The organism is uncultured Tateyamaria sp. (assembly GCF_947503705.1).
Classification (GTDB): domain Bacteria; phylum Pseudomonadota; class Alphaproteobacteria; order Rhodobacterales; family Rhodobacteraceae; genus Tateyamaria.
The window spans coordinates 934912-948951 of the sequence record NZ_CANNES010000001.1 but is presented as its reverse complement, the minus strand read 5'-3'; the positions used below and the strand labels follow the sequence as shown (position 1 = coordinate 948951).

Here is a 14040-nt window from a genome sequence, read left to right as displayed (position 1 = left end):
CCGTAGCGCGGAGGTGTCCCCCCGCGCGCCACGACAAAACGCTAGATCAGGCCCGCATGCGCCAGTCCTGCATCGACCGCGGCCTTGGTATCGTCGGCCAAACCGGTCAGGGGCAAACGCACCTCTTCGGAACACAGGTCCAGGCGCGACATTGCGTATTTCGCGCCAACCAGGCCCGGCTCCATAAAGATGGCCTTGTGCAAGGGCATCAGCCGGTCCTGCAACTCCAGCGCTTTGGCGTAATCACCAGCCGCACAGGCGGCCTGCATCTGGGCCAACAGCTTGGGCGCCACATTGGCCGTGACCGAAATTGCGCCGACACCGCCACAGGCGTTGAAGGCATGGGCCGTCGCATCCTCACCAGTCAACTGGATGAAATCCGTGCCGCAGGTGATGCGGGTGTCACCCACACGCGATAGATCGCCGGTCGCATCCTTCACGCCGACGATACGGGGCAGTTTGGCCAGCTCGCCCATGGTCTCGGGCGTCATGTCGATCACGGATCGGCCGGGGATATTGTAGATGATGATCGGAATATCGGCGCAATCGTGCAACGCCGTGAAATGGGCAATCAACCCGCGTTGGGTCGGCTTGTTATAATAGGGCGTCACCACCAACGCGCCATCCGCGCCCACCTTCTCGGCAAACTGGACAAAGCGCATGGCCTCAACGGTGTTGTTCGACCCCGCACCGGCAATCACGGGCACACGACCGGCGGCGGCCTTCACCACCGTCTCGATCACTGTCTCATGCTCGTCATGGGTCAGGGTCGGGCTTTCGCCAGTGGTGCCCACGGGCACAAAGCCGCTGGTGCCTTCGCCGATATGCCACTCAACCAGCTTCTTGAGGGTTTCCAGATCCAAAGCGCCGTTACGAAACGGCGTGACGAGGGCAGGCATAGAACCTTTGAACATTCTCACGCTCCTTTTTTACGTGTGGCAGGCGATCGGCCTGGGATGAAATGCGCACATGCCTTCATCGTGAGTTGAAACCCAACCGTTCAGGCATATGCTCAGAGCCTCTAGCCTTGCCACGACAGGAAATGCAAGAGATGAGCCGCGCAGCCCTCGCCATCATGCTGTTTTTTGCATGCACTGTTGCCGCCCTCGCGGAACGGCCCCGGCCCCTTGGCTGGGCGCTCGACGCGATGCGTGCAGGCAATTGGGACACGGCCGCACAGCTTGCCGCCCGCGACGGCGACGTGGCCGCAGACGTGATCGAATGGCACCGGCTGCGCGCCGGGCGGGGCAGCTTTGCCGAGGTCATGACTTTCCTCGACCGCCGCCCCGACTGGCCGGGCGAGGCGTATCTGCGCCGCCAGTCCGAGCCCGCGATCCTCGACCAAAACGACAACGCAATCCTCGCCTTTTTTGCCGACACTGGCCCCCAAACACCCCAGGGCGTCCTGGCCCACGCAGCGGCCCTTACCCGAGCCGGATCCACTGGCGATGCTCAGGCCAATGTCGTGCTGGCCTGGCGCACCATGCCCATGAACGCCGTCTCGCACGCGCTCTTTGTCGGCACCCATGCGGACCTGTTAGAGAGCCATCACATCGCCCGCCTCGACACGATGCTATGGACAGGCAACACCGACAGCGCCCGGCGCATGCTTGATCTGGTGCCCGAAGGGCATCAGGCGCTGGCGCGCGCGCGCCTCGCGCTTCAATCGCGCGCCGATGGGGTGAACGCGCTGATCGATGCCGTGCCTGACGCGCTGGCCGATGATCCGGGCCTTGCCCGCGACCGATTTGAATGGCGTGTGCGTGCGGGCCGCTGGGCCGACGCCAAATCGCTTCTGCGTGACCGCTCTGCCTCCGCCGACAGCCTCGGCCGCCCCGACATCTGGGCCCAACGCCGCCGCGCGCTGGCCCGCGATGAAATGCGCGACGGCGAACCCGCCCTTGCCTACCAACTCGCGGCCCAACACTTTCTGACCGAAGGGGCTTCTTACGCCGATCTGGAATGGCTCGCGGGCTACATCGCGCTGCGCCAATTGGACGACCCGCAAACTGCCTTGGCACATTTCCAAAACCACCGCGCCGCCATCGCCTCGCCCATCTCGCGGGGCCGCGCGGGCTATTGGATGGGCCGCGCTCACGAAGCGCTCGGCGAAGACGCAGCGGCCCAGGCCGCCTACGCCGATGGCGCGCAATTCCAAACCTCGTTCTACGGGCTCTTGGCCGCCGAACGGGGCGGTTTGCCCATTGACCCTGACCTCGACGGGTCGGAAACCTTTCCCGACTGGCGCAACGCCGACTTCATCCGCCGCGACCTCTTCGAGGCGGGGCTGCTCCTGCAAGCCTCGGGCGCGCGCAGCATTGCCGAACGCTTCTGGACGCACCTGGCAGAAGATCTCGACCGGCTAGAGGCCGGGCAACTGGGCCAGGCCGCCATCGACGTGGGCGCACCACATCTGGCGGTGATGATCGGCAAGCGGGTGGCGCAACGCGGCATAACCCTGCACGCGCCCTATTACGCGCTGCACCCACTGGCGCAGGCCGACCTGCCCATGGCCCCGGAAATGAACCTCGCCATCGCCCGGCGCGAAAGCGAATTTGACCCCGTGGTGCAAAGCGGCGTGGGCGCGCGGGGCCTGATGCAGGTCATGCCCGCCACCGCCGCCGAAGTGGCGCAAAGCCTTGGGCGCAGCGATGAACACTCGACCGCACGTCTAACCGCCGACCCGGTTTACAACGCCGAGCTGGGGGCCGAATTCCTGTCGCAACTCGCAGGCCGCTTTGGCGGCAATGTCATCCTGATGTCAGCGGCGTATAACGCGGGCCCCAGCCGCCCGATCCGCTGGATGGAACTTTATGGCGATCCGCGTCAGGGCACCGAGGATTTCGACGTCATCGACTGGATCGAACACATCCCGTTCCGCGAAACCCGCAACTACGTGATGCGCGTCACCGAAAGCCTGCCGGTCTACCGCGCCCGTCTGGGCCGCGACCCGTTGCCGATCCCGTTCAGCGAGGAACTGACAGGCTCAACCCTGCTGCCGTTCGCGCCAAAGGGTGAATAGGCCCGCCGCCACCACAATGGCCGCGCCAATCATCACGTTGATCTGCAAGGCCTCTCCAAAGACCGCGATGCCCACGCTGGCGGCAAAGACCATCTGGAAATAGGCGAACGGCTGCACCGCGCTGGCCTCGGCGACCTCATAGCAGCGGATCAGCAGCCAATGCCCCGTCGCCCCGGTCAGGCACAGGGCCCCCATCCACAGCCAATCCGGCCCCGTCATCGGCTCCCAAAACCAGATGCCCACGATGGTGATGGCTACGGCCCCGACCGTGCCCGTCCAGAAAAAGCTGGTCTCCGTCCGGTCATAGCGCGCCACATAGCGGGTCAGCAGGCCGTAGATGGCAAACATCACCGCCGCGATGAACGGGATCACCGCCGCCGGATTGAACACGCCAAGGCCAGGCTTCAGGATGAACAGCACACCGATAAAGCCCACCCCGATCGCGGCCCAGCGCCGCCAGCCCACACGCTCACCCAAAATAGGCCCGGACAGGGCGGCAACAAGCAAAGGATACGCGGCAAAGACGGCATGGCTCTCCACCAGCCCCAGAATGGTAAACCCGGTGACCATCACGCAAATCTCGGCCGCCAGCAACACGCCCCGCACGGTCTGGATTACGGGCCGCGACGAACGCGCCGCCGCCAGTACGCCCCCGGCCTTGCGCGCCGCAATCGTGATGACAAAAGCGGCAAAGAACCAATAGCGGATCATCACGACCATATAGACGTTGTATTCCCCCGCCAGATGGCGCGAGATTCCGTCCTGCCCGGCAAAGACCACCGAGGTCGCGATCATCAGTGCAATGCCCAGCCGCGTGTTGTTGCCCGCACTCATCCCAAAACGCCTGTGGTCATGTGGCGCTTGCGGCCAAAGCCCGGCACACGGGTTACGGTAAACCCGGCATCCGCCAGCCCGCGGCGTACGAACCCTGCGGCGGTGTATGTGGCAACAGTCCCCTGCGGCTCCGTATGCGCGGCCACCTGACCCATCAGGTCCGCGCCCCAAAGCTCGGGGTTCTTGGCGGGGGAAAACCCGTCCAGAAACCACGCATCCGCCTTGCCCGCCCACGCAGGCAGGGCTGCGCGCGCATCGCCCGGCACCACGTGCAGAACTGCAACTTCCAACACCACATCAATACCAAGCTCAAAGGCCGCAAGCATCTGCGCCGCCAGTGGCTCCAATGTCGGAAAGGCCGCCAAAGCCGCAGCCATATCCTCTACCGCCATCGGAAACGCCTCAAAACTGGTAAAGCGCAGCGATCCGGGCAACCCTGTGGCCCGCCACGCCGCCCAGGTTGCCAAAAAGTTCAACCCCGTGCCAAAGCCAAGTTCCGCCACATGAAACCCGTCCCGAAACCGGTCGGGAAGCCCATTGCCGGCCAGAAACACGTGCCCGGTCTCGGCCAACCCGTCCTCAAGGCTGAAATAGGGATCATCAAAGCGGGTCGAGACGGGCACCTGACCCTCCCGCCATTCCAATTCTGCCCGCTGGTCCTGCATCCCGCGCCCCTGTAAGACGTGCCCAATTGGCGCGACACTGTAGCAAGGGGCAGACATTGGCAACGGACAAGATCACGGTACGGGGCGCGGGCATTTTCGGCCTCTCCATCGCCTGGGAACTGACCCGGCGCGGCGCGTCCGTGCAAGTGATCGACCCCCATGGCCCGGCGGCGGGCGCCAGTGGTGGGATCGTTGGCGCGCTGGCCCCGCATGTGCCCGAAAACTGGAATCCGAAAAAGCAGTTTCAGCTGGAAAGCCTGCTCATGGCCCACGGGTTCTGGGACGCTGTGCAGGCGGCGGGGGGAAAAGACCCCGGCTATGCCCGCTCTGGCCGGATACAGCCTCTTGCGGATGCCGCAGGCGTCGGCTTGGCCCGCGCGCGCGCCCTCTCGGCCCAGACGCTCTGGGGCGACGCAGCCCAGTGGGAGGTCCGCCCAGCCGGCACTGATTGGGGCCTCGCCAGCGCCACAGGTCTGGAAATCCATGACACGCTCAGCGCGCGCATCCACCCGCGCCAGGCCTGCGAGGCGCTGGTCGCCGCGCTGCACGCCAATGGCGTGGCAATTCAACCGGACGGCCCCGCCACCCCCACCACGATCCACGCAACCGGCGTCGCGGGGCTCGGGGCGTTGAACGACGGCCATCACCGCCTCGTCGGCGCAGGGATCAAGGGGCAGGCGATCCTGCTGGATCACGCCGCCCCAGACAATCCGCAGCTCTTTGTCGACACACTTCACATCATCCCGCACGGCGACGGCACCACCGCCATCGGCTCCACAACCGAGCGGGAGTACGAAAACGCCACAGGCACCGACGCCCAACTTGACGCGATCCTCAAAAAAGCCCGCGCCGCCGTCCCTGCCCTGCAAAATGCCAATGTCATCGCCCGATGGGCAGGCCTGCGCCCGCGCAGCCGCAGCCGCGCACCGATGCTGGGGGCTTGGCCCGACCGGCCCGGGCATTTCATTGCCAATGGCGGGTTCAAGATCGGCTTTGGCATGGCTCCAAAAGTGGCCCAAACGATGGCGGACCTGATCCTGGAAAACCACGATACGATCCCGCAAGGGTTCGAGGTTGCAGCCTCGCTTTAGGCTCGGGCGGTCATACACAGCCGCCCATCCGGCCCACGCACCCAAAACGCACGCTCCTTGCGGCAAAACATACCCGTCTCGGAATGCATTAACGGGGCGGTCGCCCGAAACTCAAAACGGTCCAAAGGACCCAGCGCTGCCTCGGCCATCAGCATCAAGTGCTGCGCCAGGAGCGGCCCATGCACAACCAACCCGCCATAGCCCTCGATCTCGCGCGCATAGGGCTGATCGTAGTGAATGCGGTGGCCGTTGAAGGTCAGCGCCGAATAGCGAAACAGCAACGTGGCATCAAAATCGCGCACCTCCACCGCCTCTTCATCCGTCCGCGCGACCGGCGGCACGGGGCGCAAGGCCGCCGGATCAGGATCCTCGCGGTAAACCAGATCCTGCCATTCGGTCACGCAGGTGACACCCTCCTGCACAATCTCATGGCGCAGGGTGACAAAAGCCAACGGCCCGGTACGGCCCACTTTGCGGGTTGCGGCCTCGCAAAACGACACACGGGTTGCGGGCACCCCAAGGCGCAATGGCGCATCAAAGGCCAACCGCCCCCCGGCCCACATGCGGCGCGGCAGGCCCATATCTGGGATCAAGCCACCCACACGCGGATGGCCATCGCGGCCCAAGCCCCCGGGTGGCGCAGGCGTCCAGAAATAGAGCTGATGGAAAAACGGGGGCAACACATCGTCCGGTCCCAGATCGGGGTCTTGGCCCAAAGCGACCTGCATCGCTTGCGCGCGGGCAGGATCAAGGACATCACTTTGACGAACAGGCTCTGACATCGCATCTTGCATGGAACAATCATGACCTGCGGACGCCCCAATTGGAACAGCCCAAACTCAGCCACCTCGATCATCTTGTTCTGACTGTCGCAAATATCGACACCACGATCCGGTTCTATTGCGACGTGCTGGGGATGAACCACGCGCCGTTTCAGGTGGCCGATGGCACAACCCGTCACGCGCTCAGCTACGGCAGTCAAAAGATCAATCTGCATCAGGCCGGGGCGGAGTTTGACCCCAAGGCAAAATCGCCCACCGCAGGCAGCGCGGACCTGTGCTTTTTGTCGGAAACACCGCTGGTCCACTGGCAGGCGCATTTCCTCGCGACTGGCACACAGGTCGAAGAAGGGCCCGTGCAGCGCTCTGGCGCCACCGGGCCCATCCTGTCGCTCTATTTGCGCGACCCCGACGGCAATTTGATCGAGGTCAGCACAGCCACCTAACGGCGGATTTCGGCGCGCAGGGTCTGCATCAGCTTGGACAGCTCGTTGATATAGATTTCGCCCGTCAACGCGCCATTTTCGTCGAACTGGTCCGCGCTGGCGGCCAGATGAATTTCGGGGCCCTGCAAAATACGGGGGCGAAAGGGCACCATGAACGCACGCAGCACCATCTGCGCCCGCTCGCCGCCCGCGCGACCTGCGGCGGCGGACATCACGGCCAATGGCTTGTCGGCCCACGGGTTTCCCTCGATCCGGCTGACCCAATCCAACGCGTTCTTGAGCGCCCCGGACGGGCCCTTGTTATACTCGGGGGTGGAGATCATGACCGCGTCGGCTTCGGCAATCTGGCCTGCCAGAATGGCGGCAGCGTCGGGTGGGCCGTCCACCTCTTCCAGATCGCCATCATATAAAGGCATTTGCAAATCCGCCTCGACATAGGTGCACTCGCCAAACAGATCAGCGGCGGCGCGCAGCAGTTTGCGGTTCGTCGATCCGGCCCGCAACGATCCCGAAAGGCCCAACAAAACAGGTGAAGTCATGATCCGTCCTCTATTCAACAGCACAGAGTGTGGGGCGGATCGCAGACAAGGCAAGGGCCCCGGCATGATACCGAGGCCCTTTCATCCCATGGGTCTTGATTTTTAGGCGTTACGCGTTGGGCAGGATCACGATATCGACCCGGCGGTTCTGCGCCTTGCCCTCGGCGGTCAGGTTGCTGGCCACCGGCTGGCTTTCGCCCCGGCCAAAGGCCTGGATGCGGTTGAACGAGACACCATTGCTGGCCAGCACGTTGGCCACCGCGTTGGCGCGGCCTTCGCTGAGGGTCTGGTTGTAACCGGCATCGCCATCGCTGTCGGCATGGCCGACAATCTGGATGGTCGAGTTGGGGTAATCCTGCATGCTGCCCGCCAACACGGCCAGATCGCTGCGCAGGTCAGAGCGCACCGTGGTGCTGTTGACGGCAAAGAGGATGTCATTGGGCAAGGTCACGATCAACCGGTCGCCCGTATTGACGATGCGTACGCCATTGCTGTCCAGATCACGGCGCAACTCGGCCTCCTGACGGTCGAGGTTATAGCCGATGCCTGCACCCGCAGCACCACCCACGACGGCACCGATCACGGCCCCCTCACGATCACCGCCAATCAGTGCACCCAGAACCGCGCCACTGGTCGCACCGATCAGCGCGCCCTGGTTCGCATTCCGGTTCGGGTTGTCCGGGTTGCCCAGCTGGCTTGGGTCCGTACAGGCGCCCAAAACCACAACGGCGCCCAGCGCCACGAATAGAGGAGATTTTTTCATAACCATATCCTACTGCCTTCAAACTTGGCCCCGTTCGGGCAGGGCACGTTCTATGATGGCCTTAGATATGCATCCAAATGGGCGATATAACAGGGGGAATAGCGGGGGAAAAAGCACATAAGCGGCATCCCGCCCATCTGTTTTTCCTCTGTTTCGGGGCGGTTCAGGCCTCTACGCGGGCGGATTCGTAGGCCAAAAGGGCTCGCTTGACGGGCAATCCCCAGTGATAGCCGCCCAAGCCCCCCGACTTGCGCAAGGCCCTGTGACACGGGATCAGCCAGCTCACCGGATTGCGGCCCACGGCCGTGCCCACCGCACGCACCGCGCGGGGGTTGCCGATGCTGTCCGCGATCTCGGAATAGGTGGTGACGTGACCGCTCGGGATCTGCAACAGGGCCTCCCAGACCTTGATCTGAAACGGCGCACCGATGAGGTACAGGGGGGCGGCGCTCAACTCCACCTCCTCCGCGCCAAAGGCGACCAGCACCCAGGGGCGCAGGCGCATCGGGTCCTCGACAAAGTCAGCTTTGGGCCAGCGGCGGACCAGATCCTGCATCGCCCAATCCTCGCCCATCTCGGCGGCAAAGCCCAAGCCGCAAATCCCTTTGTCCGTGCCCATGACCAGGGCCAGACCAAAGGGGCTGTCAAACCACCCCCAATAGATGGTCAGACCCGCGCCGCCCTTGGCAAATTCGCCCGGGCTCATGCTCTCCCAACGCAGAAACAGGTCATGCAACCGCCCTGACCCGCTCAGACCGGACGCATGGGCCGCCTCCAACGTGGTGAACCGCTCTGCCAGCAGCGCCTTGGCATGACCCAGGGTCAGGTACTGCTGATAGCGCTTGGGCGAGACACCGACCCAACGGGAAAAAACGCGCTGAAAATGGGCCGGGCTCATGCCCATTTCGGCGGCCAAGGCCTCAAGGCTCAACGGGTCCTCGGCCCCATCAATCAGGTCAATGGCGCGGCGCATGACGTTATAATGATAGCCGCTGTCGGCTTGGGTAAGCGATGTCTGTTCCATGCAGCAAAGATAGGCGAGGAAAGCCCTTCAAGCGACCCGTTTCCTGCGCAGAATGCGGACCGGGGCTGTGGGTCTTGTCAGCGGGGCTTAGCCGACATTCACGTTTCGCGCGTCACTGACACAGCACCAATTCGCAAATGTGTCGCCATCTTTGCCGCTGCGCATCAAGCGCCACCGGAGCAATCACTCAAACCGACCATTCGCCCGACTTGGTTCTCGCAAGGGAACGCGTGCAGTACTGCCGTTCCTTTGCTGTCATCCTCCCGACAATACGTACGTGCGGATCAACGCTCGGATATACTCCGCTTGGTCCTCTGAATAAATCCAGCGGCGTGCGGCGTATGGAACAGTTTTCGTCGCTTCTTCATCGAACTGGCGCAAACGGCCGGTTTCCATCTTGTTTGGGATAAGGTCCGCATAAAGATTGCAGATCAAGACCTCTTCCTTCACGAAAATTTCGTCGTTCATACCAAGCGTGAAAGCTTGCCAATGTGTTTTGAACTTTTCAAAGAATACCTGAAATTTCGGATCCGTAACGATTTCACTTTGGTGCTTGTTGAAGGCGGAGGTGACCAGGGGCGGCGCCAGTTCGGGGAATTCCTCTCGGCAAACAAGGTTCATACATCTGATCAGCTCGGTGAACCGCGGCGGAAGCGAAGCATTGGTGCTTGTTTCGAGCTTCTCCAGCTCAACAGCGCCAACAGAAGCAGGCAGGTAGTTGCGGACAAAATAGTCAAAAAGATCTTCACCCGATGCCATGACATTTTCAAAAATCGGGAGTGACAGGTTCGTACGGCCAAAAACCGACGCCATACGCAACAGCTGACTGGTGTTGGAATACACATCCAATTCGTAGTGAGCGGCGCGGCCGGCTGCCGTTTCCATAAAGTCGTGAAATGTCAGATCTGCACCATGCTTTATCATCTCTTGCCAGAGCGACGGGAACATGTGCATCGGATGCCGAAGGAAATAAACGACTTTGACGGTGCAATCTGCGAAAAGATCGCGCAGGGTTTCCAGCTCTGGCATGCTCAGCTTTGCAAACTCTTCTGACGAGATGACATTGGTGTCATGTGTCAGGAATGCATCGCGAAACTCCGCGGCAACCGGCCCGTTCAAATCGAAATTCTCACTGCGCAACGCTTCTGGTAGATGGTGATGGCCAAACAGGTAGATATGTCGGTCAGAATACCCAACGCCACCGGTTTCGAGGCGTGTCCGATTCCGGACGAAAGCCGCTTGAAGATGTGTCGTGCCGGTTTTGTGTGGCCCCACGTGAAGGATCACAGTCTTGGGCCGCTCCATCATCTTTCCTCCGGTAAACAAACCAAGCCAGGTGCGGCATCGACCGATAACCAGATAAACAATTGCGCCCGAGAACCGCAAGGATGCGCTGTCGCCGACGTCGCACACACTGATATTGCAGGACGCCGTCGCGCCGCCGTTTCGCGCAGCGGTGGAAATCGGAATAAGGGGGTGCAGTCATAGAGAAAACGTAATATTTTCAACTACACTCTGCTTGGGGGGCAGCCACATGAACCAGATTCGGATTCATCTGCAAGATTCAGAAGGCTTGCCGGTGGAGCTAAAATTTGACCCCCTTTGGTATCGCCAGACCTACAAGTTTCTCGACAAAGACAGCGACGAAGCCTTGCGCGATCACTACCTGCGTATCGGACAGGACATCGGGCATCAACCGTCACCCTTTTTCATGCCAGGTTTCGTCCGCAAACAGCTCCAAAGGCTGAGGCTGCCAACGGACGGCGACCTGCGCAAAAGATACATGGAGAATTGCAGGTTCGTTGACCCGCACATTTATCTGCCGCGTACCGATGTAGGGTTCCGATCAATCAAAGCCTCTTCAGGCCACCTGGATGGATCTTGGTACAATTTTTCCGCTTACGTCCTGCGCAATCTGGACCATGCCGGAACCCGGCACAGTTTGTATTTTGACCCTTCGTTTTTGGCTGCGGAAACGGGCCGGATCACCGACGCCCCGCTTCGGGACCATCTGTGGGCTTCTGAAAATATTCATCTTCAGACGTCGGCCTTGTTTGACCCGGTCTTCTATGCCGCGCAGTCCGATGAGGTGGCGTCAGAATGCCAGGAACCGCACCTCTATCTCAATGCCTTGGATCACTTTCGCCAAGAGGGAATGTACCGCGACCTTGCGCCTTTTGCCGATTTTGATCTGGACTACTACAAGCGCTCCAATCCTGACATCGAAACGGTTCTCGAAACCGACCCAAGCATCAACTCATGGGTGCAACACTTCATGCAGATTGGCCTTCTCGAAGGGCGGAATCCCAACAAGTATTTCGATGCGAGCTACTATGTCGAAGCGCAACCAGACGTGCTGGGTGAGATCAACCGCCTTGGCCTGACGTGTCCTTTTGAGCACTTTCTCAAGATCGGGTACCAGAAGGGATTGAAGGCCAATAGACCTCTTCACACTGTCGAAATCCCGGAAATTTTCGGCAAGTCCCTTTACGAGAAACGATGCCAGGTGACGACATCCAACTTGCTTGGCAATCAAGACACGATCCGCTTTCCCGAACTGTCCGGCAAGCCGGTCTTGTCCTGTATCATTCCCGTCATCGACCAATTTCACATGACGATCCACCTTCTGGACCAGCTGTCGTCCATTTGCTGGCGACGCGACATGCCACAGATCGAGGTGATCCTAGTCGACAACGGATCGCAGGATCTGACCCGGCAGATCAGCCGCTATGTGTCGAACGTCGTGATTGAACAGCACCAAGAAAAGTTGGGCTATCCAAAAGCATGCAACATCGGTGCCAGGGTGGCACGCGGCGAAATTCTCCTGTTCATGAACAACGACATCGAAGTCACAGCTTCTTCTATTTTGAAAGGGATCCAATCGCTCTCAAGCAACCCCGACACAGGAGCAGTCGGCGCCCGGTTGATCCGCATGAACGGCACGCTCCAGGAGGCTGGAAATATCATATTCAGAAACGGGTCATGTTTTGGCTTCGGGCGTGATGATGACCCGACAGAGGCACGCTTTAACGTGCCCAGAGAGGTCGACTATTGCTCCGGCTGTTTCTTGTTTGTGGACGCGAACGCATTCAATGATCTTGGCGGTTTTGATGAAGTCTACTCACCCGGCTACTACGAAGAAGCAGACCTGTGCGCACGCCTCAAGGCGGCCGGTCTCAAGACGATCTACGATCCTTCCGTATTCGCGTACCACTACGAATACGCCAGCTACTCCAAAGGGCGCTCACCCAGCACGTCGACTGCACTTATGCGGCGAAACCAAAAGCAATTCGTCAAACGACATCGCGAGCACCTACAGGATGCTGCAACGCAATCTGGTGCAATCCTCAACGCCAGGATAGCAGCAAGCCGCGCCAAACCCACTGTGGCGATCGTAGAGGATTTCATGCCTGATCCCAGCCTCGGTTCTGGTTTTGGTCGTACGTTAGACGTTGCAATAGGGCTGCTTGGCGAGGGCTTCAAGGTCAGCGTTTTTGTGCTTCACTACAAAGAGTCCCGATTGGAAGACCAACTCAGGAATCTTGGCGTCGAAGTCATTCGCGTTTTCGACTATGCACAGGTCAGTTCGATTTTTCAGGGTCGCGAGTGGGACTTCGACATCGTCTGGGTATGCCGCACTCACAACTTCAAGCGTCTCGCAAAGGACATTGAACAACTTCGCGGCGTAAATGCCTCACCCAAGGTTGTGTTCGACACCGAAGCGATCGCAGCTCTGCGCAACAAGGCATTCAACGCGCTCAATCACGTGACGGACACCCGAGCACTCGAACCGCTCGTCCAAGAGGAGTTGATTGGCTCCTTTTACCCTGACGTGATTGTGACGGTGAATGCCTTGGACAGACAGATGGCGGCTCAGGCAATTCGACTGCCAATTCGAGAGTTGGGCCACAAAATGCCAGCCCGTTCCGCGGTGCCACCGATCAAGGGACGCGAGGGCATCTTCTTTTGCGGCTCCTTCCATGATCGCAACAGCCCCAACTACGATTCCATACAATGGTTCTTGACCGAAGTTTGGCCAAGCATCAGAGAAAAAATGCCGGACGTGGAGTTTAGAATTGCTGGCTACTGTGCGCCACATGTCGAACTGGAAAAGCTTCTCGACGCTCACCCCGGCGTTCGCTATTTGGGCAAGGTCGACAACCTCGCCGTCGAGTTCGATGCCGCTCGGTGCTTTGTTGCGCCGACGCGATACGCTGGTGGCGTCCCACACAAGGTTCACGAAGCCATGGCAATGGGTTGTCCGGTCGTTTGTACCGACTTGCTTCGTCGGCAGTTGTCGACGAACGCGGTCGCATTTGAAAAAGTACCTGTCCTCTCCGCCAAGCCAGACAACCCAGCCGCATTCGCTGCAGCGTGCCTGCAGGCATTGGGCGACGAAACCAGTGCCAGCATGCTCAAATCAAAGGCACTTGAATACATCAAGACGAACGCATCTGACGTTTCTTTTTCGAGACAACTAAGGGGGGTCTTGGGTGCTCTTTAAACCGGATCTACTTCCAGACGGTGTCACCGTTGCGCTTGGGCATGTCTATGAAGACTGCTGGATCAGCCCCAACCTTCAACTCAGAGCGATCCCAGTCGCGACGCCACGCACGCTGGAACTGAATTTTTGGAACCCTGATTGCTTCATAGATATGGCCAGCAACAGCATCCTTGTGCGTTTGAAGGACCAGACCAGCAGAATTGAAAATATCAAACTGAACCAGTTTGTGACCATCTCAATCTCTATCCACGAGCCGCTTTTGCCCGACGAACTGATCGACATTCATGTGTCCAATTACCTGCACTTCTCAGCCCATGATCATCGTGAAAGGGCGCTCAAACTGGTTCGATGCGAGTGGACGGACGTGTAAGAC

The 14040-nt window shown here is 60.4% G+C and carries 13 protein-coding genes; 5 read left to right on the top strand and 8 right to left on the bottom strand.

The window, feature by feature from the left end:
- Positions 1-41: 41 nt before the first annotated feature.
- Positions 42-914, bottom strand: a complete 873-nt coding sequence (gene dapA, locus Q1A44_RS04700) for a 4-hydroxy-tetrahydrodipicolinate synthase (RefSeq protein ID WP_299620410.1) — start codon at positions 912-914, stop codon at positions 42-44.
- Positions 915-1051: 137 nt separating this feature from the next.
- Between dapA and Q1A44_RS04695 the strand changes: the two genes are divergently transcribed.
- Complete coding sequence (locus Q1A44_RS04695; protein ID WP_299620407.1) at positions 1052-3022, top strand: lytic transglycosylase domain-containing protein; 1971 nt, start codon at positions 1052-1054, stop codon at positions 3020-3022.
- On the opposite strand, the gene Q1A44_RS04690 is transcribed toward Q1A44_RS04695, so the two are convergent.
- Positions 2987-3856 carry a DMT family transporter gene (locus tag Q1A44_RS04690; protein ID WP_299620404.1) on the bottom strand — a complete coding sequence of 290 codons (870 nt, stop codon included), beginning with the start codon at positions 3854-3856 and terminating at the stop codon, positions 2987-2989. The genes Q1A44_RS04695 and Q1A44_RS04690 overlap by 36 nt on opposite strands.
- The gene (gene mnmD / locus Q1A44_RS04685; RefSeq protein WP_299620401.1) at positions 3853-4521 is read right to left on the bottom strand and encodes a tRNA (5-methylaminomethyl-2-thiouridine)(34)-methyltransferase MnmD; all 669 of its coding nucleotides are present in this window, start codon (positions 4519-4521) and stop codon (positions 3853-3855) included. The genes Q1A44_RS04690 and mnmD overlap by 4 nt, the downstream gene beginning before the upstream one ends.
- Positions 4522-4577: 56 nt before the next feature.
- Here mnmD and Q1A44_RS04680 point away from each other — a divergent pair, with 56 nt between their 5' ends.
- Complete coding sequence (locus Q1A44_RS04680) at positions 4578-5612, top strand: FAD-binding oxidoreductase (protein ID WP_299620398.1); 1035 nt, start codon at positions 4578-4580, stop codon at positions 5610-5612.
- Here Q1A44_RS04680 and Q1A44_RS04675 read toward each other — a convergent pair.
- Positions 5609-6394, bottom strand: coding sequence for an acyl dehydratase (locus tag Q1A44_RS04675; protein ID WP_299620396.1), 786 nt, complete (start codon positions 6392-6394; stop codon positions 5609-5611). The genes Q1A44_RS04680 and Q1A44_RS04675 overlap by 4 nt on opposite strands.
- Before the next feature lie 41 nt (positions 6395-6435).
- Here Q1A44_RS04675 and Q1A44_RS04670 point away from each other — a divergent pair, with 41 nt between their 5' ends.
- Positions 6436-6837 carry a VOC family protein gene (locus tag Q1A44_RS04670; RefSeq protein ID WP_299620393.1) on the top strand — a complete coding sequence of 134 codons (402 nt, stop codon included), beginning with the start codon at positions 6436-6438 and terminating at the stop codon, positions 6835-6837.
- On the opposite strand, the gene Q1A44_RS04665 is transcribed toward Q1A44_RS04670, so the two are convergent.
- The 4 genes from Q1A44_RS04665 to Q1A44_RS04650 all read right to left on the bottom strand — a co-directional run bounded on the left by Q1A44_RS04665 (position 6834) and on the right by Q1A44_RS04650 (position 10576).
- On the bottom strand, positions 6834-7376 hold the full coding sequence (locus tag Q1A44_RS04665; protein WP_299620390.1) for an NAD(P)H-dependent oxidoreductase: 543 nt from the start codon (positions 7374-7376) through the stop codon (positions 6834-6836). The two genes, Q1A44_RS04670 and Q1A44_RS04665, sit on opposite strands and share 4 nt — an antisense overlap.
- 109 nt (positions 7377-7485) lie before the next feature.
- A complete protein-coding gene (locus Q1A44_RS04660) occupies positions 7486-8145 on the bottom strand; it encodes an OmpA family protein (protein WP_299620387.1) in 660 nt (219 codons plus the stop codon).
- A 157-nt stretch (positions 8146-8302) separates the two neighbouring features.
- A complete protein-coding gene (locus Q1A44_RS04655) occupies positions 8303-9163 on the bottom strand; it encodes a bifunctional helix-turn-helix domain-containing protein/methylated-DNA--[protein]-cysteine S-methyltransferase (protein ID WP_299620382.1) in 861 nt (286 codons plus the stop codon).
- Between the two features lie 255 nt (positions 9164-9418).
- A complete protein-coding gene (locus Q1A44_RS04650) occupies positions 9419-10576 on the bottom strand; it encodes a hypothetical protein (RefSeq protein WP_299620379.1) in 1158 nt (385 codons plus the stop codon).
- Between the two features lie 121 nt (positions 10577-10697).
- Between Q1A44_RS04650 and Q1A44_RS04645 the strand changes: the two genes are divergently transcribed.
- The gene (locus Q1A44_RS04645) at positions 10698-13667 is read left to right on the top strand and encodes a glycosyltransferase (RefSeq protein WP_299620375.1); all 2970 of its coding nucleotides are present in this window, start codon (positions 10698-10700) and stop codon (positions 13665-13667) included.
- Positions 13657-14037 (top strand): hypothetical protein, encoded by a 381-nt coding sequence (locus Q1A44_RS04640; protein ID WP_299620372.1) that lies wholly within the window; start codon positions 13657-13659, stop codon positions 14035-14037. The genes Q1A44_RS04645 and Q1A44_RS04640 overlap by 11 nt, the downstream gene beginning before the upstream one ends.
- Positions 14038-14040: the final 3 nt, after the last annotated feature.

Coding starts and splice junctions, on each gene's coding strand:
- Q1A44_RS04645 (WP_299620375.1), top strand. CDS start 10,698: ATGAACCAGATTCGGATTCATCTGCAAGATTCAGAAGGCTTGCCGGTG.
- Q1A44_RS04660 (WP_299620387.1), bottom strand. CDS start 8,145: ATGGTTATGAAAAAATCTCCTCTATTCGTGGCGCTGGGCGCCGTTGTG.
- Q1A44_RS04665 (WP_299620390.1), bottom strand. CDS start 7,376: ATGACTTCACCTGTTTTGTTGGGCCTTTCGGGATCGTTGCGGGCCGGA.
- dapA (WP_299620410.1), bottom strand. CDS start 914: ATGTTCAAAGGTTCTATGCCTGCCCTCGTCACGCCGTTTCGTAACGGC.
- mnmD (WP_299620401.1), bottom strand. CDS start 4,521: ATGCAGGACCAGCGGGCAGAATTGGAATGGCGGGAGGGTCAGGTGCCC.
- Q1A44_RS04655 (WP_299620382.1), bottom strand. CDS start 9,163: ATGGAACAGACATCGCTTACCCAAGCCGACAGCGGCTATCATTATAAC.
- Q1A44_RS04675 (WP_299620396.1), bottom strand. CDS start 6,394: ATGTCAGAGCCTGTTCGTCAAAGTGATGTCCTTGATCCTGCCCGCGCG.
- Q1A44_RS04690 (WP_299620404.1), bottom strand. CDS start 3,856: ATGAGTGCGGGCAACAACACGCGGCTGGGCATTGCACTGATGATCGCG.
- Q1A44_RS04695 (WP_299620407.1), top strand. CDS start 1,052: ATGAGCCGCGCAGCCCTCGCCATCATGCTGTTTTTTGCATGCACTGTT.